This window comes from Allobosea sp. (assembly GCF_017308075.1).
Taxonomy (GTDB): Bacteria; Pseudomonadota; Alphaproteobacteria; order Rhizobiales; family Beijerinckiaceae; genus Allobosea.
This window is the reverse complement of the sequence record NZ_JAFKFX010000041.1, coordinates 21,763-41,898: the sequence shown is the minus strand read 5'-3', so window position 1 is coordinate 41,898 and position 20,136 is coordinate 21,763. Positions and strand designations below refer to the sequence as shown.

Here is a 20,136-nt window from a genome sequence, read left to right as displayed (position 1 = left end):
TCATGCCTGTTCTCCGGCGAGCTTCACCCGCGGGTCGAGCGCGGCATAGAGCACGTCGACGATGAAATTGACGGTGACGAAGAGCAGGGTCGCGAGCAGGACATAGGCGACGACCACCGGACGATCGAGCTGGTAGACCGAGTCGATCAGCAGCTTGCCCATGCCCGGCCAGGCGAAGACCGTCTCGGTGATGGTCGAAAAGGCCACGAGGCTGCCGAACTCGACGCCGACCACGGTGACCACGGGGATCAGGATGTTGCGCAGCACATGCCGGTTGACGATGCGGCGCGGCCGCACCCCCTTGGCGCGAGCATATTTCACATAGTCCTGGGTCATCGTTTCGGTGGTGCCGGCGGCGACGAGCCGCACGATCAGCGCGAGATTGGGGATGGCGAGATTGAGCGCCGGCAGGGCGATGTGCTGCAGCCCGTCCAGGGTCAGCAGGCTGGTCTGGACGCCGAGGACCGAGACCGTCTCGCCTCGGCCTGCCGTCGGCAGCCAGCCGAGCAGCACGGCGAAGAGCAGGATCAGCATCATGCCCTTCCAGAAGCTCGGCAGCGAGAAGCCGAGCACCGTGCCGGCCATGACGATGCGGGCGCGGCGGCTGTCCGGGTTGAGCCCCGCCATCAGTCCGAGCGGGATGCCGAAGACGAGTGCCAGTGTCATCGCCAGCAGCACGAGCTCGAAGGTCGCCGGCAGGCGGGCCAGGATGAGCTGCACCGCCGGCACGCCATGCACGAAGGAGCGGCCGAGATCGCCCTTCAGCGCATTGCCCATGAAGGTCAGGTATTGCTGCCAGACCGGCAGGTCGAGCCCGAGGCGCCGGATCAGCGCCTGCCGCTCGGCATCGCTGACCTGCGGCGAGACCAGAAGCTCGATCGGGTCGCCGATGCCGTAGACGGCGAAGAAGACCACGACCGAGACCGCGAGCAGCACGAGCACGCTCTGGATCAGCCGTTGCAGGACATAGGCGGTCATCTGGAATACTCGACCGTTCGAAAGGTCATTCCGGGCTCGGCGCTGGGCGCAGGCCCGGAATGACGATGTTGCTTGCTGTCGCCAGCGGGCTAAGCGCGGCTCACTTCGCCGGCTTCACCGACATGGCGAGGGTGAACTGGTCGGCGCGACCGGTGATCTTGAGATCGGCCTTGCCCGCCCAGATGCCGCTCTCGAAGTGCAGCGGGATGAAGGCGCCGTCGGCGAGGACGATGGTCATCGCCTGCTGCAGCAGTTCCTCGCGCTTCTTGTCGTCGAGCGTCGAGATCGCGGCGCGGATCACCTTGTCGTATTCGTCGTTCTTGTAGCCGCCATAGTTCGAGCCGCCGATCGTCTTGTCCTCGTTCGGAGTCGGCGGCCACTGCCGCAGGAAGGACGAGGCCTCGCCGGTGTTCGAGCCCCAGCCACCGATCGCGACGCTGAATTCCTTCTTGGCGCGGCGCGGGAAATAGATCGCGCGGGTCATCGCGTCGACCTCGGCCTTGATGCCGATCTGGGTCAGGTACTGGGCGACCGCCTGGGTGATCTGGCTGTCGTTGATGTAGCGGTCATTGGTCGCCGACAATGTCAGCTGGAAGCCGTTGGGATAGCCGGCCTCGGCGAGCAGCTTCTTGGCCGCGGCGGGGTCGTAGGGGATCTTCGCCGGGTTCGCCAGCGTGCCGAACATGCCGGTCGGCAGGAACTGGTAGGCCGGCTCGGCGGCGCCGTCCATGATGCGCTTGGCGATCGCGTCACGGTCGATGGCGATCGACATCGCCTTGCGCACACGAGCATCCTTCAGCGGGTTCTTGCCGTCGGGCGACTTGACGAAGGGGCTGTCGTCGCGGGCGACGTCGAGCTGGAAATAGATGATGCGGGTCGAGGGCGTGATGACATGGCTGAAGCGCTTGTCGCCCTTGATGCGGTTGAGGTCGCGCGCCGCCGGGCTTTCGATCACGTCATAATCGCCTGCGAGCAGGCCGGCGAGGCGCGGGCCGGCATTGGTCACCGGCAGGAAGCGCACGCTCTCCCAGGGCTCGGCCGCACCCCAGTAATTGGGGTTGCGCTCGAGCTCGATCGCCGAGCCTCGGACATAGGACTTCAGCTTGTAGGGCCCGGTGCCGATCGCCATCGAGCCGTCGTTGAAGTTGTTGACGGTCGGCCAGGGACCGGTGACGCCGCAATTCTTCTCGACGTCATAGGTGATATCGCCGTGCTGGACGATCGAGGCGGAGAGGATCGGCAGGCCCGAGAGCAGGGTCGGCAGCAGCGGCTCCGGCGTCTTGGTCTCGATCACCAGCGTGCTGGCGTCGGGGATCTCGACCTTGGCGAAATTGCCGGTGATGTCGGCGAAGGAACCGGAGACCTTGGTCTCGTTCTTCAGGGTGCGGCAGAAGGTGAAGACCACGTCCTGCGCGCCGAAGGGCTGGCCGTTCGAGAACTTGACGCCCTGGCGGAGCTTGAAGGTCCAGCGGTTCTTGCCGTCATTCTCCCAGGCGGTGGCGAGGCCGGGCTTCAGCGCCTGCTTCTCGTCCTGGAGCACGAGATGGTCGAAGATGTGCAGGGCGAGCGCATTATTGGGGGTGAGGTCGTGATAATGCGGATCGACCGCGGTCGGCTCCGAGGAAAGCGCGACGCGCAGGGTCTGCGCCATGGCGGGCGCGCTCAGCATGCTTGCGCCGAGCAGGATGGTCATCAGTGCGCGCTGCCGCATCGGTCCTTCTCCGTTCCCATAGGTGAGCGTTTTTGACAGTTTTATTTTCACGCGGTAGCAAACATGAAAATGATCCGACGTCAATCAGCGGAAAAGCCATGTCACGCGCCCTGAAGCCGACGACGGACCTCGCCAACCGCATTGCCCGGATCTACCCCTCGCTCAGCGAGGGCCATCGCAAGGCGGCGGATTTCGTGCTGCAGAGCCCGCTCGATTCCGCGACGGTGACGATCGAGGGCCTGGCCGAAAAGAGCGGCACCTCGACCGCGACGGTCACCCGCTTCGTCCGGGCCCTGGGCTATCGCAATTACGGCGATTTCCGCGCCGCATTGTCGACGGCACTGAAGGTCGCTCTCGCGCCGGTCGAAGGCCTCGCCGATGCGCGCGCGGCAGCCGGCTCGGTCTTCGCCACCATGGCGACGACGCTGAAGGGCGAGGCCGCCAATCTCGACGAGGCGATCGCGACGCTGGAAGAGGAGACCGTCAACCGCGCCATCGCCCTTCTGCTGAAGGCGCGCCGAATCTTCATCGTCGGCTCCGGCGCAAGCCATCATGTCGGCGCCTTCCTCGAGGACGGGCTGGCGCTCTATCTCGACGCCGACGTGGTCTTCGCCTCCTCGCGCGGCGGGCCGGAGCGCGCCGTGCGCCACATGCTCTCGGCCGGGCCTGAGGATGCCGTCATCGCGATCTCGCTGCCGCGCTATTCGCGCGCGACGCTCGAGCTCGCCAGATTCGCCAAGAAACGCAACGCCGTGCTGCTCGCCCTCACCGACGGACCGTCATCGCCCTTGGTGCCGCTGGCCGACATGACGCTCTTCGCCCCGGCCCGCAACAGCTTCCTGCCGAACTCGCCAACCGCGGCCTTCGCCGTGGCCGACGCGCTGATCGCGACCCTGGCGCGCGAGCGGCCCGACGCCGTCGAGGCGCTGAAGGGCCTGAGCGAAAGCCTGCTCTGGACGTTCCACTATTAGCGTATCCGTTTCGAGCGCCAGCGCCTTAGCTTCCTGGCACGCTCCGCCGGAATCAATCCGCCGGGCGCTTGTCGCCGAGATGGGAGAGTTCCGCCTGCGCCAGTGCGACCCGTCCTTCGATGGCGCCTTCCTCGGTGCGGATATGGAACTCGACCGGACGTTCCGGCTCGGAGACCAGAAAACTGAACTGCGCTGAAAAAATCCCTTCCTGGCGCGGCCTCAGGCGGGCCTCTCCCAGCAGCTCCGGCCCGAAGGCGGAGATCTTGAACGGCAATCCTGCCGCTTCCTTGGTGAAGCCCACCGTGAGCTTGGCGCGCCAGCGTCCTTCGGAAAGATGGAAATACGGGCCGTAATACAGGACCCGCGAACCCCCTGTGGCATCCACCACGAGCGGAGCCTCTTCGTTTGGCCGATCGCCCGAAAAGAACACCCGATGCGGCCAAATGGATTTCAGCGGAACGCCGGCATCACGCAGATGGGCCGTGGCATTGTCGAGAACGAGAGCGATGATCCCCTTATCCGCTTCCGTCAGCGAAGAGCCGGTCGCGTCCTCCGTCGGGATCGGCCCGAGGGAAGCCAATGTCTCGGCGAAATCCGCGGGAATGGGGCAATCGATGTGATCGGCGATGAGCTGCGTCGCCAACTCGGCCGAGGTCAGGCCGGCGGCGTCGAGGAAGAGCGCCCGCTTCTGCGGCCGGCAGTCACTGATCAGAGCGGCACTGGCACCGACAGTCCGCAAGGCCTCGACCAGTTTCGGCTGCCGGCGCCGCTGGAAGCTGACGGCAGCCAGGCTGTCGGCAGCGAAGACGACAAGGCGCGCCCGAGGTTTCTGCGCCGCCTCGCGCAGCGAGCGCGAAGGGAACTGCGAGCAGACGATCACCTCGGCATCCGGATCCTCGTCGAACTGATCGTAACGATCGACGAGACGCAGCTCAGTCGCAGGCCGCGACGCCTTGACCAAGCGGCGCACAACCTCGAAACCCCAGGCGGAGAAGGCGCTGGGGATGCCCAGAACGATGGTGGTCATGCCCGGAAGGTCACCGGGCGAGAGATAGGTCCGCGTGACGGTTCACAATGTCGCATAGATCGAACAGGCCAGATCGAGATCGTAGAAGACGCGGCCGCGCCCCTGCTTCAGAACCAGCGCCGAGCTGCAGAACTCTCGGGCGAATTCCATCGAATGGATCGCCATGAGCATGGCCCGGTCCTTGCGCTTGACGAGAAGCTCGTCATGGCAGCGTTGCTGGAAGCGCCGGTCGCCGACCAGGATGACCTCGTCGATGAGGTAGCATTCGAAGTCGATGGCCAGGGAGAGCCCGAAGGCCAGGCGTGCCCGCATGCCGTCTGAATAGAAACGCGCTTGCGTGAAGAGCTGGCTGCCCAGCTCGGTGAAATCGGCGACGAACTCGACGGTGTCCTTGAGCGGCGCGCCATACAGGGCGGAAACGAACCGGCAGGCATCGTAGCCAGTCATCTGCCCTTCAAAACCGCCGCCGATGGCCAAGGGCCACGACATGTTCAGGCCGCGATGGATCTTGCCATAGGTCGGCCGCTCGACGCCTGCGAGAATCTTGATCAGGGTCGACTTGCCGGCACCGTTGCGGCCCAGGATCGCCATCCGTTCGCCGGCCCCGACGCTGAACGAGATTCCGTCCAGCACACGTCGGGGACCGTGCTCGGTATGGAATTCCTTCACGATGTCGTCGGCACGCACCACCCGCTCCGCGCCGGCTTCAGGGGCGGTGTCGGGCCGAGACGAAAGGGCGGCAGGCGACGTCATCTCAATGCTCGCGCTGACGAAGATAGTCCCGCAGCGAACGGCAGATCGAATAGACCGAGAGGCTGAGCAGGAAAACAATGCCGATCCAGAGCAAGCGCCTCGGCTGGCTCGGATAATCGGCGGCGTGCGGCGCCACGACGCGTTCGAGATAGAGCTGCTGGCGCTGGGATTCGGCCCGGGCGTTTTCCAGCGAGGCGAGCGCGGAGGCGAGCGCGCGGTCCGCGAATTCGCGCTCGAGCACCAGGCGCTCATATTCGGCGATGATCGGGGCCAGCGCCTGGGCCGACCCGCCGATCTGCCGCTTCTCCTCGACGATCTGCTGCTCGACCGCCTGGATGCGGTTGCGCAGATTCGTGATCTGCGGCCCCTGGGGCGAGTTCCGTTGCGCTTCGGCGAGTTGCGCATTGAGCTGCGCGACCTCGAAAGACAGCTTCCCGATCGTCTCCAGGAGGTTCTGGGAGGATTTCGCCGGATCGACTGTCCCCGCGCGCGTCCGGAAGGTGGTGAGTTCCTCGCGCCGCTCGAAGGCACGCGCCTTAGCCGTTTCGACTTCACGCGTGGCGGCCCGGATCGTGTCGGCGCGCGCGCGTTCGTTCAGCCGGTTGATCAGCGCCTCCGATCCCTGGAGCAGGACCTCGGCCATCTTCACCGAATCCTCCGGCCGGAAGCTCTGCACGACCAGCGTGCTGATGCCCGTGCTGCCGTCCGGCTTGATCGAGACGAAATCCAGATAACGCTCGAAGAGCTTTTCTCGCAGATCCCTGGAGAACCATCCGGGGAAGCGCCAGAAGACATCGCCCTCCGGTCGCGACAGGATCGCCCGCAGATCGGCCTTCTGCACGAGCAATTCGACGGCATCGCGCGAGCGTACGAACTCGTGAACGGAACTGGCCTCGTCGGAGGCTCGCTCCCCACCCGTGACCGGGATCATGCCCGTCAGCTGGTCGAGGCCTGCCCGGCTCGGGCTTCTGACCACGAACTGCGCCTCGGAAGTATAGCGGTCAGCGACGATCAGCCCGTAATAAAGCACGGCGAGGAAACAGGGCAGGACGAAGGTTACGAGGATCAGCGCGTGCCGGGACAGCGCAGCCAGCCAACCGGGCAGAGGCTTCTTGGCGGGCAAGCCGACACCGGCCTCGTTGACCCGCAAGGGAACGAGCTCAACATAGTCGGTGGCACTTTCCTGCATTATACCTTGAGACATCGTCGACTTCTGATCCCGACACTTGAGTGCTAGATAGCAGGCCGCCTCTTCGATAGGAATGCCGAACCAATGGTTCCGGACACTCGCGACATCGACCTGACATGAACGCTTCTCTGCGAATCGGCGAGGGGAGCGAGGTCCCGGCATGAGGCAGCGCTTCGAGAAACTCTCTCGGCGGCTGCGTCCGATCGCCCATGTGGCACGGCCGCTCGCCGCCAAGCATTTTCGCCTGCCGCTCCCCGGAACAGATCGCGCTCCCGACGTGGCGCCCGATGCCGAGCTGCGTCCGCGCCCGAGCATCCGCCTGAGCTGGAGCAAGGCGGCGTTTCTTCTGTTCGTCGCGCTGCCCACGGCGCTCTCGGCGATTTATTTCGGCCTGATCGCCTCGGACCGGTTCGTGTCCGAATCCACTTTCGTGGTTCGCTCCGCCAAGGCGCCGCTTGCCGGCGGCCTTGGCGGGCTGCTGCAAATCGTCGGCGTCACCCGGTCACAGGACGACAGCTATTCGGTCCAGGAATATCTGCTGTCGCGTGATGCGGTGACTGCGCTCTCGGAGCGCCTGCCCCTGCGCGATATGTTCGATCGCCCCGGCGCAGATTTCGTGGCGCGCTATCCCAATCTGCTGCGCGGCTCGAGCGATGAGGAGCTGTTCCAGCACTACAAATCGTTCGTCAGCGTGCTCCACGGCGCGACGACCGGGCTGACGACCCTGACCGTCGAGGCTTTCCGACCCGAGGATTCGGTCGAGATCAACCGGACATTGCTCAATCTGGGCGAGGCACTGGTCAATCGCATGAACGAGAGAATCCGTGCCGACGCCATCCGCTTCGCCGAAGCCGAGGTCAAGCGGGGTGAGGAACGCCTGGTCGAGACGCAGCTCGCGATCACCGAATTCCGGAATCGCGAGCTGATGCTCGACCCATCGCAGAGCTCGCTCGTCATCGCCGCGCTCATCGGCCGCCTGTCGGACGAACTGGCCGCAGTGACGGCTCAGCTGCGGGAGATCGAGGCTTCTTCGCCAAGCTCCCCGCAGATTCCGGGACTGCGGCGCCGGATCGCTGCTCTCGAGGCGCAGATCACGCTGGAGCGCCAGCGCGTTTCGAATGCGTCGGACGGCCTGGCGGAAAAGATCGCTGGCTATGAAAGACTCAATCTTCAGCGGGAATTCGCGGTCAAGGCGCTCGCCTCCGCCATGACCAGCCTCGAAGTCGCACGGAACGAAGCGCGTCGCCAGCAGCTCTATCTCGAGCGGGTGGTAGAACCCCGGATCGCCGACTTCGCCGAACAGCCCCGCCGGCTGCGGGGGGTGGTGGTGACCTTCGCCGCAAGCCTCCTGCTGTTCCTGGTCGGCTGGCTGGTCCTCGCCGGCGTGCGTGAACACGCCATCAAGATGAAATAGGCGCCGCGGACCGCCGGCCGCCTCGCTCCCTTCACGTTTCGGTAAGCATGTTTCCGTTCACCGCGCAGCGCGTAACCGTTTCGCGATGCAAGAAGTCCACACTCCGAAAGGGAATGCGCTCCCTCGGTTTCGTTTCGTTTTCAAAGCGGGACAATCAGTGGTAGTCGCAGAGTGGCGTAGGAGACGAGATCTGTGCGGGTAGGCCTATTCGTGATTCTGTCCGCCATGACTTTGGCGGGTTGCTCCAATCTCCCTGCCAGTGGTCCGTCCACTTCAGATATCGTGTCCCCATCGGCCGAGAACGCGAACTTCAACTTCGAGCTGATCGATCTCACTCCGGCCTCGCTCGCCGCGCTGAACAGCCGGGCGGTCGACAGCTTCAGCGGCAGCTTCGGCGATCGCAGCGGGGCGGTCGAGACCCGGATCGGGATCGGCGACTTCGTCGCGGTGACGATCTGGGAGGCTGGAGCAGGCGGCCTCTTCTCGGCACCTCTGACCACGGATCGCTTCTCGCCCGGTTCGCGGACCGCCACGATCCCGGAGCAGGCCGTCGCCCGTGACGGAACGATTTCGGTGCCCTACGCCGGGCGCGTCAAAGTGGCCGGCAAAACGGCGGCCGAGGTCCAGAGCACGATCGAGGAACGCCTCGCCGGCAAGGCGATCCAGCCGCAGATCCTGGTGACGGTCAGCCGTCCGGTCAGCAGCACGGTGGCCGTCACCGGCGAAGTGGCGACGGGCGGGCGCATCCCTCTTTCCAACCGGGGCGATCGCATTCTCGACGTCATCGCCGCAGCCGGCGGCATCCGCGCGCCCGTCAACGAGACCGAGATCCGTCTCATGCGCGGCTCGCGTTCCGTCGCGGTTCCGATGATCACCGTCGTCAACAACCCGCGCGAGAACATCTATCTGCGTGGCGGCGATACCCTGACGCTGGTCCGGAACCCCAGAACCTTCATCGCCGCCGGCGCGACCGGACGCAACACCGACATTCCGTTCGACGCCGACGCCATGAACCTGGCACAGGCGATCGCCAAGTCCGGCGGCCTCCTCGACTTCCGCGCGGACCCGGAAGGCGTGTTCCTGTATCGCTTCGAATCCGCCGAACTGCTGCGCCGGGTCAAGCCGGACAGCCCGCTCCTCGGTCGTGGCGGGCGGATTCCGGTGGTCTATCGCGTGAACCTGCGCGACCCCAACGGATTGTTCATCGCCCAGGGTCTGCGCATGCAGAGGGGCGATATCCTCTATGTCTCGAATGCGCCGCTGACGGATCTGCAGAAGGCCTTCTCCGTCTTCCAGAGCCTGTCCTCGCCGGTGGTTCAAGGCGCCAGTGTCGCGGGCCGCTTCTACTAGGCGCGCATTCTCGCAAACGAGGCGCCGACAGGGTCCAAGCCCCGCAAATGGGGCCCCCTCCCGCCGAACCGGACGAATAATGGCGTGAACCACCTCAGGAGGCTGGAAGAAGAGGCGATCTTCCTGCTGCGGGAGACGGCCGCTCTCTTCCAGCGGCCGGTGATGCTGTATTCGATCGGCAAGGATTCGACGGTTCTCGCCCATCTGGCGGCCAAGGCCTTCTGGCCGGCCAGGCCACCATTTCCGCTGCTGCACGTCGACACGACGTGGAAGTTCCGCGACATGATCGCTTTTCGCGACCGGCTTGCCCGGGCGTTGGGCTACGAGCTCAGGGTGCATGTCAACCGCGAGGGGCTGGAGCGCGGCGTCTCGCCCTTCTCCGCCGACGCGAACGCCTATACCCGCGTCATGAAGACCGAAGCCCTCAAGCAGGCACTCGTGCAGGCAGGCTTCGACGTGGCCATCGGAGGCGCGCGCCGGGACGAGGAGAAGAGCCGCGCCAAGGAGCGCGTCTTCTCGCTGCGCAGCCCCGGACATGGCTGGGAACCGCGCAGCCAGAGACCGGAATTCTGGCGCCTTGTGAACCCGCATCTGCGGCCGGGCGAGACGATGCGGGTCTTTCCGCTGTCGAACTGGAGCGAGCGGGACGTCTGGCGCTACACCCTGGCGGAAGGCATTCCGATCGTGCCGCTCTATCTGGCACGCCCGCGCCCGGTGGTCGACCGAGGCGGCTCGCTCATCGTCGTGGATGACGAGCGCTTTCCGTTGCAGCCCGGCGAGGTCGCGGAGCTACGATCCGTCCGCTTTCGCTCGCTCGGCTGCTATCCGCTCAGCGCGGCAGTCGAATCCGAAGCCGCTACCGTGGCGGAGGTCGTGGCCGAGCTGGAAGCCACCACCACCTCGGAACGCCATGGCCGGCTGATCGACGGCACCGGCGCGGCGTCCATGGAAGCGAAGAAGCGGGAGGGCTATTTTTGAACCCCGTTTCAGCAACCTATCGCGCGGTCTTCGGCGAGACCGAACGGGAGACACCACCCGAACGCCCGCCGGCATTGCGCATCCTGGCGTGCGGCGCCGTGGATGACGGCAAGTCCACCCTCATCGGGCGCCTCCTCCATGAGGCCGGCGCCGTCCCCGACGACCAACTGGCAGCCCTCGATGCCGATTCGCGCCGTTACGGCACCCGGCAAGGCGAGATCGACTATTCGCTGCTGACCGATGGCCTGGCGGCCGAGCGCGAGCGCAACATCACCATCGATGTCGCCTATCGCTACATGTCGACCCCCCGGCGCGATTTCATCATCGCCGACACACCCGGCCACGAACAATACACCGCCAACATGGCGACCGGCGCTTCGCAATGCGAGGTCGGTATCATTCTGGCCGACGCCGTCCGCGGATTGCGGACGCAGACCTTCCGGCACGCAGCGATCTGCGGCATGCTCGGCATCCGGCACATCGTCCTGGCCGTGAACAAGATGGATGCCGTCGGGTTCGAGGCGGATAGCCTGGACCGGATCGTCGAGAGCTTCGCCCCGGTCGCGAAGCATCTCGATCTCGAGGTCGTCGCCATTCCGGTCTCCGCGCGCCTGGGCGACAATGTCGTGACCGCCAGCCCCTCCATGCCCTGGTATCGAGGGCCGACACTCCTCGACCATCTCGAACGCCTCGTGATCGAAAGGCCGAAGCCGGTCGGCGACCTGCGCCTGCCGATCCAGGGCATCTGGCGCACGGCCGGGGGCGAGCGCCTCTATGCGGGGACCATCGCCGCCGGGACGCTGTCCTCAGGCGCGCGGGTCAGGACCGCCATAGGCGGCACTGAAGCCACCATACGGGAACTGATCGGGGCGGACGGACCGGCCGAGCGGGCCGGGCCGGGAGAGGCCGTCGCCGTCACGCTGACACCGGAGATCGACCTCGGCCGCGGCGACCTGCTGCATGCCGGCGGCGATGCGCCGGCATGCGCGAACCACTTTGCGGCACATGTGGTCTGGTTCGGCGAGCGGGCGCTGTTCGCCGGCCGCGACTACGAACTGCGCCTCGGCACCCTGACCTCCCCGGTGACCGTGACGGCGATCCGGGGCAAGCTCGACATCGTCGGCGGCGCCTTGGTGGCGGGCACGCAGATCGAACGCGACGAGATCGCGATCTGCCACCTCGCGACGCCCGGAATGATCGCATTCGACAGCTATTCCCGCTGTCCGGCCACCGGCGGGTTCCTGCTGGTCGACCGCGTCAGCGGCGAGACCGTCGCAGCCGGAATGGTGCGGAACGCGCTTGAGCGCGGCAGCAATCTGTTCGCGCAGAAGTTGACGGTCGATCGGCAGGCGCGCGAGAGCCTGCTGGGCCAGAAGGGCGCGGTCCTCTGGTTCACCGGCCTGTCCGGCGCCGGCAAGTCGACGATAGCAGACGCCGTCGAGCGCCGGCTGCATGCGCGGCGCAAGCTGACGATCCTGCTCGACGGCGACAATATCCGCCTGGGGCTCAATCGCGACCTCGGCTTCGCCGAAGGCGACCGCGTCGAAAACCTGCGTCGCGTCGCGGAAGTCGCCAAGCTCATGGTCGATGCCGGCTTGATCGTGCTGTGCGGCTTCATATCCCCCTTCGCGGCCGACCGGGCCATGGTGCGCGAGCGCCTCGCCGGCTGTCCCTTCCTGGAGGTCTTCATCGATGCTCCCCTCGAAATCTGCGAGCACAGGGATCCAAAGGGCCTCTACGCAAAGGCGCGCCGCGGCGAGATCCGCAACTTCACCGGCATCGACTCCGTCTATGAGCGCCCCATCGCCCCGGATCTTCACCTTGACAGCAGCCGATACGAGGCCGACGAACTGGCCGATCGCGTCGTGAGGGCGTTGATCGAACGGGGTATCGCCACCTAGAGCGCGTTCCGATAAGAGTGCACATGCAGTCGGTTCGGCAAAACGTTCTCTATCAATAGTTTAGAAGCGTATTCACGGTCGGGTCGCTGTGGCGTGACCGGATCCGGCTCGAGCGCGCCGCGGTGCGCATCGATGTCCGGTCGGAGTGGACGGGTTGATGAACAAGACGCATATCGCGGAGCATCCGCACATGCAGGCGCAGATCCTGCCCGGAAGCATCCTGTCCCTCGATGAACTGCGAGGCCCCGACCGTTACCGAGTCGAATGCATCTGCCGCGCGACGACCCAAAGCGTCTATCTGGGCGAGCATACCGTGCTGTCGCGGGTCCTGGGACGCTACAAGGCGTTTCTCGACACGCGGGATCGCGGCTTTGCCGCGCATGTCATGCTCGACGGCTATTGGGAGATGTGGCTGACGCAGTTCATCGCCCGCGTGGTCGCGCCCGGTATGCATGTCGCCGATGTCGGCGCGAATTTCGGCTACTACTCGCTGCTGATGGCCGATCTGATCGGGCCGACGGGCCGTCTTCTGGCCGTCGAGCCCAACCCTCCCGTCGTCGAGATGCTGAAGCGAACGCTCGAGCTCAACGGCTTCGCGGGCCGCAGCACCATCACGGCTGCGGCTGCCGGCGCGGGCGACGGACAGGGATGCCTGTTCGTCCCGGCGGGCGAACCCAAGAATGCCACCCTCGTCGGCGCGGCGGAAGCGCGCAGCGACGCCTCGCTGGTCGCCGTGCCGATCCACAGCCTCGACACGCTTTTCGCCGGCTTCCCCCGCGTCGATTTTCTGAAGATCGACGCGGAAGGGGCGGAAGAGGACATCGCGCTCGGGCTGGGTCGGACCATCGAACGCTGGCGGCCGCGAATCATCCTCGAATTCAACCCGGGGCGCTGCCGGGATCCCCGAGGCCTGCTCGCGCGGTTGCGCGGCCCTTATCCGGTGCTGCGATGCCTCGGCTACGATGCGCAAGTCACGCCCGTCACGGATGAGGAATTGCTCGACCCGGGCAACCAGGAAGATCGCCTGCTCTATCTGGACGGCGCCGCCTGAACCGGATCGATGATGGGATTGCGACCGTGGCGCTGCTGAACGACTTCCTCCGCCTCTTCGGTCTGGTGGTGGCTGCCGTCGTGCTGGTGATGCTGCTCACCGGCCTCTTCTTCGAGGTCATGAATCGTCGGCATCCCGAACGCCGCATCCAGAAGGACCGTGTCAACCGGCGCAAATGGAAGGAGCTGCGGCAGGCCCCGATCTCGATCCTGACGCTGTCGGCCTGCTTCGCCTTCGGCCTGTTCGCACAGGAACAGGGCTGGTCTCTCACCCCGCTCGAACTCGGCTGGTGGTCCGGGCCGCTGATGCTGCTGCTCTCGGTCGTTCTCTACGATGCGTGGTTCTACTGGGTCCATCGGCTGCTCCACGGCCGCGTCTTCTATCGTTTTCACGCGCTCCACCATAAGAGCGTGGCGCCGACCGTGTGGAGCAATCATCACGAAAGCTTCGTCGAGGCGCTGCTCAACCAGGCCTATTACGCGATCATCGTCTTCATCCTGCCGATCCCGTGGCAGATGCTCGTGCTGCAGAAGCTCTACGATCAGATCAGCGGCATGCTCGGGCATGCCGGCTTCGAGCATTTCGCCTCGCCCGCCGGGCGTTCGCCCTGGCCGCTCGCCAGCACCGTGTTCCATGACCAGCATCACGGCACGTTCCGCTTCAACTACGGCCACACCTTCTCGCTGTGGGACCGCTGGATGGGCACGCTGCATCCGCGCTACGACGACACGCTGAAGAGCTTCGAGCCGTCCGGCGGCGAGGCGACGGAGCCAGCCCCACCTACGCCTTCGGAGCGTCGCTGATCGTCGGAGGAGGCAGTTCGCGGAAATCGTCTTCCTTCCGATAGCGCTGCGCGAGGTAGACGACTCCGCCCTCGCTCAGCTCCCGGTAGAGAATCGAGCCCTGCGAGCCTGCGAACTCGCTGATGAAGCCGCGCATGAAGCGGATCTTGCCGATGCGAGCCCGCTTGCGCTGCTCGGCTGCGTCGAGCGCGGTGATGACGCCCTGCGAGAGGTCGGTCTCGCCGCGCAGGACCAGCCCTGGCACCGCCAGCTGCTGCCGCAGCAGCGGGAGTGTCGCCCTGCCGCGCATGTCGGCGAAACTGAACCAGCCGCCGGGAGCCAGGACGCGGGCCGCCTCCCGCGCGAAGGCCGCCACATCCCCATAGCAATGCGAGGACTCGATGTTGATCACCACGTCGAAGGCGCCGTCTGCGAAAGGCAGCTTCTCGGCGTCGCCGACCTCGAAGGCCAGCCTCGGCGTGTCGCGATTGAGACGGCGGGCGAGAGCGACCGTCGCGGGAGAATAATCGAGCCCGATGACGGAATCCGGCTCGCAATAGCGGGCGATGTAGCGCGCCCCGCCCCCGCGTCCCGAGCCGATCTCGAGCACGCGCGCGCCCTTCATCGGCAATCCGGCGACCGCCTGCGCATAGAGCCCGATGAAGGGCCGGTCCGCCTCGTCCTCCTGCTCCAGCGGAATGCCGGGCGCGGGCGGCAGGAAGCCGTAGTTCATGAAACGCCAGTCGTCGTCGCGCCAGCGCCGGGACAGGATGTTGTAGAGGCCGCGCCATAGCCATTTGCGGGTCTTGGGGAAGGCGCCCCGATCGATGGCTTCCAGCAGGCCGGAGAAGGCTTGGCTCGCCATGTCCGATGCTCAGGAGGCCGACTGCGGCGAGGCGCCGGGCGCCGGCGGGAGATTGGCGGCTAGCCAGTCGCGCCCCTTGCGCATCAGCTCCTGGTCATCGCTGTTGCGCGGGTCGAAACCCGGCAGGTAGTAGCGCAGCACGTTCGGCAAGCAGCGCCGCCAATAGCCGGGATAGACCATCGTCACCCAGAAGAAGCGCAGCCAGAAGCGCAACCCGGTCTTCACCCCGTCCGTCTTGGCATAGATCGGGACGTTGCGCAGGAAGAGCACGAGGAAGGGAAACAGCGTCCCGTTCATCCCGAGGACGCGGACGAAATAGCGCTGCCAGCTCGACATTTCCGGTGTCGCCGCCTTGAGCACGTCCAGCGCCACGGCCTTGTGCTCGAGTTCCTCCAGCGCATGCCACATCCACAGCCGCCGATAGGCCGGCGCGGCCCTGTCCATCAGCTCCGGATGGCGCAAGGTCAGCGTCGACAGCGTCGCCGTCATGTGCTCGATCGCGCAGGTGATCGACAGCCGGTGCAGCGGGTTCTTGACGATGTCGAACCCCCGACGGATCGGCGCCTCCATCTTCTCGACGTCGTAGCCGAGCCTGGCCATGGCGCGGTTGTATTCCTCGTGCTCGCGCGTGTGATAGGCCTCCTGCACGGAGTAGCCGTTGATCTCGGCCGCGAGCTCGCGGTCCTGCAGCTTCGGCCCGTAATGCTTCAGCGAGCGGATGAAGAAGCGCTCGCCCTCGGGCAGGAAGATCGAGAGCCCGTCGATCAGCACCGTCTTGATGATGTCGTCCTCGAGCCAATGGCGCTGGGCGTTGTCGAGGATACCGAACCGGATGTCGCGCGGGATGATGTCTTCGGCATTCGCCATGTGCTGGCCGCCGGCCGCGTTCGGAGCATGTGCCATCAGCTCTGGTCCATCCCGGTGGGTCCCCTGCCGCATCGGTTCGTCGGCAGGCGACTACCTATCGTTAACAGCGCAACCCGTCGAGGTTGCATCGCACGGCAATGGCGGAGCCAGACGCAAAACCCCGCCCGCATGCGCAAACGGATCGGCAGCAGCCTAGGGGGCTGCCGCGCCAGCGAGGTGCTCGGCGAACTGCGCAATCGTCGGATAATCCTGCGTGACGCCCGGATAGAGCTCGACGCCGTATTCCTGCTCGACCTCCAGGACGAAATGGACAGCGGCGGCCGAATCGAGCCCCAGGCTGGCGAAGCTCGTCATCGGCGCGATGCCGGCCTCGTCGATCTCCAACATGGCGGCAAGCCGGGCGGTGCAGAAGCGTTCAATCTCGGAAGTGGGTGGCATGGCGATCCGTCGGGTGGGGAGCGAGAGCAATTTCAAGCGAAGCGGAACGGGTCCGTGTCAGGCGGGGATGGTTTCCCCCGGCCGCTCGGGCAGATTCCATCGTTCGAGCGTTCCCTCCGACAAGCGGCGCCGGGTCAGATCGCGCTGGACCTTGCCGCTCGTGGTCTTCGGCAGCGAGCCGGTCCGGATCAGAACGATCCGGTCGGCGGCGACGTCGTGATTGTTCACCACCGCCGCCTGGATCGCCGCGACCACCTCCGCCTCGACGACGGCGTGGCGCCGGCTGCGCTCGATTTCCTGGACGACGACGATGCGCTCGATGCCATGCTCGTCCGTGATAGTGAAGGCCGCGCCGTGATCCCGCCGCAGGGCGGGATGGCTCGCCGCGACCGTAGCCTCGATGTCCTGCGGGTAATGGTTGACGCCGCGGATGATCATGACGTCCTTGATCCGGCCGACGACATAGAGTTCGCCAGCCTCGTCGAGATGGCCGAGATCGCCGGTCCTGAGCCAGTTATCTTCGGCTTCTGTCCCCGCCCGCTGTGGCCGGGCCTCGAAAACCCGCTCGCTCTCTTCCGGACGCAGCCAATAGCCGTCGGCGACGCTGTCGGCCCGGATCCAGATCTCGCCGATCCGGCCCGGCTGCACCGGATGCAACGTGTCCGGGTCGACGATGGCGATGGATAGCCCCGTCATCGGCGAGCCGCAGCTGACTATTCTCTGGCAGTCGCCCTCCCCCTCCGGCGAGGCGATTCGCGCGGCCTTCAGCGCCCGGGCGCTGACCTCGCGCGTCCGGGGCAGGCTGCCCCGCTCCGCGGCGCTCACCAGCAATGTCGCCTCTGCCAGCCCGTAGGCCGGCCGCATCGCTTCGGGCGCGAAGCCATAGGCGGCGAAGGTGGCGCTGAACCGTTCCAGCGTCGCCGCGCGCACCGGCTCGGCGCCGTTGAGCGCGATCTTCCATCCGCCGAGGTCGATGCCCTCCATCTGCTCGGGCCGGAAACGGTCGACGCAGAGATCGAAGGCGAAATTTGGCGCCGCAGCGACCTCGGCACGATGCTCGTGAATGGCCCTCAGCCAGTTGAGCGGGCGATGCATGAAGCCCGATGGCGTCATGAGAACGCAAGGCGCGCCGAGATAGATCGGCTGCAGCAGGTTCATGATCAGGCCGAGATCGTGATAGAGCGGAATCCAGCTCACATGCGCCGAGCCCGTATGGTTCCCCAGACGCTGCCGCATCATCTCCAGATTGGCCAGGAGATTGCGATGGCTGACCATGACCCCCTTCGGGGCGGAGGTGGAACCCGAGGTGTATTGCAGGAAGGCGAGGCCCGTCGGGTTGCTCCGGCGTTCTCCGGCCTGGTTCGGCCGGGATGCCAGGGCGACCGGGAGATGGCGGATGCCGCGCGCGGCCAGACGCTCGCGCAGCAGGCCGCGCGGATCAGGATCCGATGCCGGGCTCAGCGCCAGGCGCGGCGCGCAGTCGGCGATGATGGCGGCGCTGGCATCATGGTTCGCATTGCGGCGCGGCGGCATCATCGGCACCGCCGCCACCCCGGCGATCAGGCAGGCGAAATAGGCGACGACGAATTCGAGACAGGACGGAAAGACCAGCAGGGCGCGATCGCCCGGCACCGTCTCGGCCGCGAGCTGCCGGGCCAGATGCGCCGCCTGCGCGTAGAGCTCGGCGAAGCTGAGTTTCGAAGGCTCACCCGGGCGGTCGGAATAGACCGTCACGGCGGCGATCTCCGGCCTCGTCATGGCCTGATGTTGCAAGACCTCTGCCAGGGACGAAAAATGACTCATAGCGATCCATCTGTGGAACGAGCGCCGTCAGCGATCTTCGAATAGTATACTGCCGTCTTCTCTGCCATGGAGAGGACCTGGAAGGAGCCCGTAGCCTTCTATGGAGCGCACCTCCCACCAGATCAACCTGGAAAGCCGACGCGCCATGGCTGCATGGCCGCGTCAGTGATGTTAGAGCTGGACCGGGTCGGCTTGCGAGGCGGGCCGTTCTGCAGGATCGTCGCGGATCACGCAGAGGAGCCGGGCCCGACCTGTTGGAACAGAGGATGGATGCTCTAGATCAAGTCAAGACGACGCCGGGGGCGCCTCGGCAGTCTCGCGATGACGAGGCCCGGCCGCTCCTGCCCGTGATGGAGGTTCGCGAACCAGCGAGGCGCTGGGCCGACGGCACCGTATCGGTCGTGTTCCTGATCCCGGCCCAGGCCTTTCTCTACGGCCCCTTCCTGCGCCTCGAGGCAGGGCGATACCGCCTGTCCTTCCGCTGTCGGGTGAAGATGCCGCTGCAGGGCGAGCACCCCGTCATGGGTCTCGAGGTCATCGCGCAGAATCGGATCCTGCGGGGCTGGCGCGACTACAGCGCAGCCGAGCTTCGCGACGGCGAGCAGAGCCTGACATTCACGGTTCCAGCAGATCTGAGCATCGAAAGCGGCGCCGACGCCCCTTTCGAGTTCCGCTTCACGCATTTCGGCAATGCCTTCTTGACCATGCTCGAAGTGACGCTGCATCGCGAGGCGTCCGCAGACTGCGCTGCCAAAGCGCCGGCCGAACTCGCGCCATGGCGGCTACTCGGCCGGCTGCGAACCCTTCCCGCCCCCGGCGCGGTGCGCCTTTCGCCCTTGTCCGTCACACGCCTCAAGCTCGGCCGCAGCTCGGCGATCCTGCGGCTGCCGGCGGGCAGCTATCGCGCAGAAATCGGCTGCGTTCTCAGGCGCGCCCGCAACATCTCCGACGAGGCACTCGCAGTCACGGTCAGGACGCGGGACGGCATTCCGCTCGGGGAAGGCCGGTTCGGGACGAGCGAGTTGGAATCCGGCCGCGTTTCCTTCGAATTCACCGTGCCGCGGGATCTGGGCCTGGATGCCGGCGTGCCGCGCTCGATCGATATCCGCCTGAGCCACTTCCGCAATGCGGACATCCTCCTCACCGCGCTTGATCTGCACCGGTTCTCCGCAGAACCCCTCGCTCCACCATCGCAGCAATCCTCCGGGAGGCCGGCCGCCCGCCGAGGCGTCAGGAAGCAGATCGTCATCTTCGGGAACTGCCAGGGCAATCTTCTCGCCGAGGCGCTTCGTCATCATTCCGGCTTTTCGCGCCATTTCTCGGTCAAGCACCACTATATGGAGCTGCCTGCCAATCTGCACGAGCAGGGCCGGCGCGATTTGGAGGAATGCGATCTCCTCCTCGTCCAGGACATTCGGGAATGGGACCAGTATCCGCTGCGCGCGCATGTGCCGAGCGACCTGCCGACGCTGCGTTACCCCTGCGTGCGCTTCGCCTCGCCCTGGCCCTTCGACGCCTTCAACGGGCCGGACGACAAGCTGGCCCGCAATCGCGACTTCCCGAATTTCGAGTTCACCTATTTCGACGGCCTCCTGGCGCGGCTGCGCAAGGAAATCCCCGATCACGAGCAACGCTTCCGGGCTTATGAGTCGCTCGATATCGAGCGGGTCGTCGACTTCAACCGCCTGCACCGTTTCGAGCAGGCGCGCCTCGAGGACATGGACCGAAAATTCGCGGCCGGGATCGGGGCCTACATCCTCGAGAATTTCAGGAGCAAGCAGACCTTCTATACGACGGCCCACCCCAATGGCCGAATCATGAAAATGCTGGTCCGGCAGGTTGCGCGCGAGCTCGGACTGCCCCTGCATTTCCTGCTGCCCGGCTCGCTGAACTCGCTGCGTCGCCTGCAGGTGCCTATCCACCCGAAAGTCGCGGCGGCGCTGGGAATGGGCTGGGCGGACGCTCGTCGGACGTACCTGGTTCGGGGCGAATGGCTGACCTGGGAGGCGTATTTCCGGAAATACATCGCCTATTACGGATAGCCATCCAACGCCGTTT

The 20,136-nt window shown here is 65.9% G+C and carries 17 protein-coding genes; 8 read left to right on the top strand and 9 right to left on the bottom strand.

Annotated elements, in window-relative coordinates; genetic code table 11:
* Positions 1-978: an ABC transporter permease gene (locus J0J10_RS21490; RefSeq protein WP_291638035.1), complete on the bottom strand. Its 978-nt coding sequence runs from the start codon at positions 976-978 to the stop codon at positions 1-3.
* Positions 979-1,078: 100 nt separating this feature from the next.
* On the bottom strand, positions 1,079-2,689 hold the full coding sequence (locus tag J0J10_RS21485) for an ABC transporter substrate-binding protein (RefSeq protein ID WP_291649021.1): 1,611 nt from the start codon (positions 2,687-2,689) through the stop codon (positions 1,079-1,081).
* A 98-nt stretch (positions 2,690-2,787) separates the two neighbouring features.
* Between J0J10_RS21485 and J0J10_RS21480 the strand changes: the two genes are divergently transcribed.
* Positions 2,788-3,660, top strand: a complete 873-nt coding sequence (locus J0J10_RS21480; protein ID WP_291649020.1) for a MurR/RpiR family transcriptional regulator — start codon at positions 2,788-2,790, stop codon at positions 3,658-3,660.
* A gap of 52 nt (positions 3,661-3,712) precedes the next feature.
* Here the strand turns inward: J0J10_RS21480 and J0J10_RS21475 are convergent, their stop codons facing one another.
* The 3 genes from J0J10_RS21475 to J0J10_RS21465 are packed head-to-tail and all read right to left on the bottom strand — an operon-like array spanning position 3,713 to position 6,644.
* Positions 3,713-4,687: a hypothetical protein gene (locus tag J0J10_RS21475; RefSeq protein ID WP_291649019.1), complete on the bottom strand. Its 975-nt coding sequence runs from the start codon at positions 4,685-4,687 to the stop codon at positions 3,713-3,715.
* 42 nt (positions 4,688-4,729) lie between these two features.
* On the bottom strand, positions 4,730-5,440 hold the full coding sequence (locus tag J0J10_RS21470) for an ABC transporter ATP-binding protein (RefSeq protein WP_291649018.1): 711 nt from the start codon (positions 5,438-5,440) through the stop codon (positions 4,730-4,732).
* Between the two features lies 1 nt (position 5,441).
* A complete protein-coding gene (locus J0J10_RS21465) occupies positions 5,442-6,644 on the bottom strand; it encodes a KpsE/RkpR family capsule polysaccharide export protein (RefSeq protein WP_291649017.1) in 1,203 nt (400 codons plus the stop codon).
* 196 nt (positions 6,645-6,840) lie between these two features.
* Between J0J10_RS21465 and J0J10_RS21460 the strand changes: the two genes are divergently transcribed.
* From J0J10_RS21460 to J0J10_RS21435, 6 genes are all read left to right on the top strand, one after another.
* Positions 6,841-8,043 (top strand): KpsE/RkpR family capsule polysaccharide export protein, encoded by a 1,203-nt coding sequence (locus tag J0J10_RS21460; protein ID WP_291649016.1) that lies wholly within the window; start codon positions 6,841-6,843, stop codon positions 8,041-8,043.
* 225 nt (positions 8,044-8,268) lie between these two features.
* On the top strand, positions 8,269-9,393 hold the full coding sequence (locus tag J0J10_RS21455) for a polysaccharide biosynthesis/export family protein (protein ID WP_291649015.1): 1,125 nt from the start codon (positions 8,269-8,271) through the stop codon (positions 9,391-9,393).
* 84 nt (positions 9,394-9,477) lie between these two features.
* The gene (gene cysD / locus J0J10_RS21450; protein WP_291649013.1) at positions 9,478-10,371 is read left to right on the top strand and encodes a sulfate adenylyltransferase subunit CysD; all 894 of its coding nucleotides are present in this window, start codon (positions 9,478-9,480) and stop codon (positions 10,369-10,371) included.
* Positions 10,368-12,272, top strand: coding sequence for an adenylyl-sulfate kinase (gene cysC / locus J0J10_RS21445; protein ID WP_291649011.1), 1,905 nt, complete (start codon positions 10,368-10,370; stop codon positions 12,270-12,272). The genes cysD and cysC overlap by 4 nt, the downstream gene beginning before the upstream one ends.
* A gap of 157 nt (positions 12,273-12,429) precedes the next feature.
* Complete coding sequence (locus J0J10_RS21440) at positions 12,430-13,323, top strand: FkbM family methyltransferase (protein ID WP_291649009.1); 894 nt, start codon at positions 12,430-12,432, stop codon at positions 13,321-13,323.
* A 26-nt stretch (positions 13,324-13,349) separates the two neighbouring features.
* Positions 13,350-14,126: a sterol desaturase family protein gene (locus J0J10_RS21435; RefSeq protein ID WP_291649008.1), complete on the top strand. Its 777-nt coding sequence runs from the start codon at positions 13,350-13,352 to the stop codon at positions 14,124-14,126.
* On the opposite strand, the gene J0J10_RS21430 is transcribed toward J0J10_RS21435, so the two are convergent.
* From J0J10_RS21430 to J0J10_RS21415, 4 genes are all read right to left on the bottom strand, one after another.
* The gene (locus J0J10_RS21430; RefSeq protein WP_291649007.1) at positions 14,104-14,970 is read right to left on the bottom strand and encodes a class I SAM-dependent methyltransferase; all 867 of its coding nucleotides are present in this window, start codon (positions 14,968-14,970) and stop codon (positions 14,104-14,106) included. The two genes, J0J10_RS21435 and J0J10_RS21430, sit on opposite strands and share 23 nt — an antisense overlap.
* Before the next feature lie 9 nt (positions 14,971-14,979).
* Positions 14,980-15,873, bottom strand: coding sequence for a metal-dependent hydrolase (locus tag J0J10_RS21425; protein ID WP_291649006.1), 894 nt, complete (start codon positions 15,871-15,873; stop codon positions 14,980-14,982).
* A gap of 156 nt (positions 15,874-16,029) precedes the next feature.
* On the bottom strand, positions 16,030-16,275 hold the full coding sequence (locus tag J0J10_RS21420; RefSeq protein WP_291649005.1) for an acyl carrier protein: 246 nt from the start codon (positions 16,273-16,275) through the stop codon (positions 16,030-16,032).
* A 57-nt stretch (positions 16,276-16,332) separates the two neighbouring features.
* The gene (locus J0J10_RS21415; protein WP_291649004.1) at positions 16,333-18,078 is read right to left on the bottom strand and encodes a fatty acyl-AMP ligase; all 1,746 of its coding nucleotides are present in this window, start codon (positions 18,076-18,078) and stop codon (positions 16,333-16,335) included.
* Between the two features lie 266 nt (positions 18,079-18,344).
* On the opposite strand from J0J10_RS21415, the gene J0J10_RS21410 reads away from it, so the two are divergent.
* Positions 18,345-20,120: a WcbI family polysaccharide biosynthesis putative acetyltransferase gene (locus J0J10_RS21410; protein ID WP_291649003.1), complete on the top strand. Its 1,776-nt coding sequence runs from the start codon at positions 18,345-18,347 to the stop codon at positions 20,118-20,120.
* The last annotated feature ends 16 nt before the right edge of the window (positions 20,121-20,136 follow it).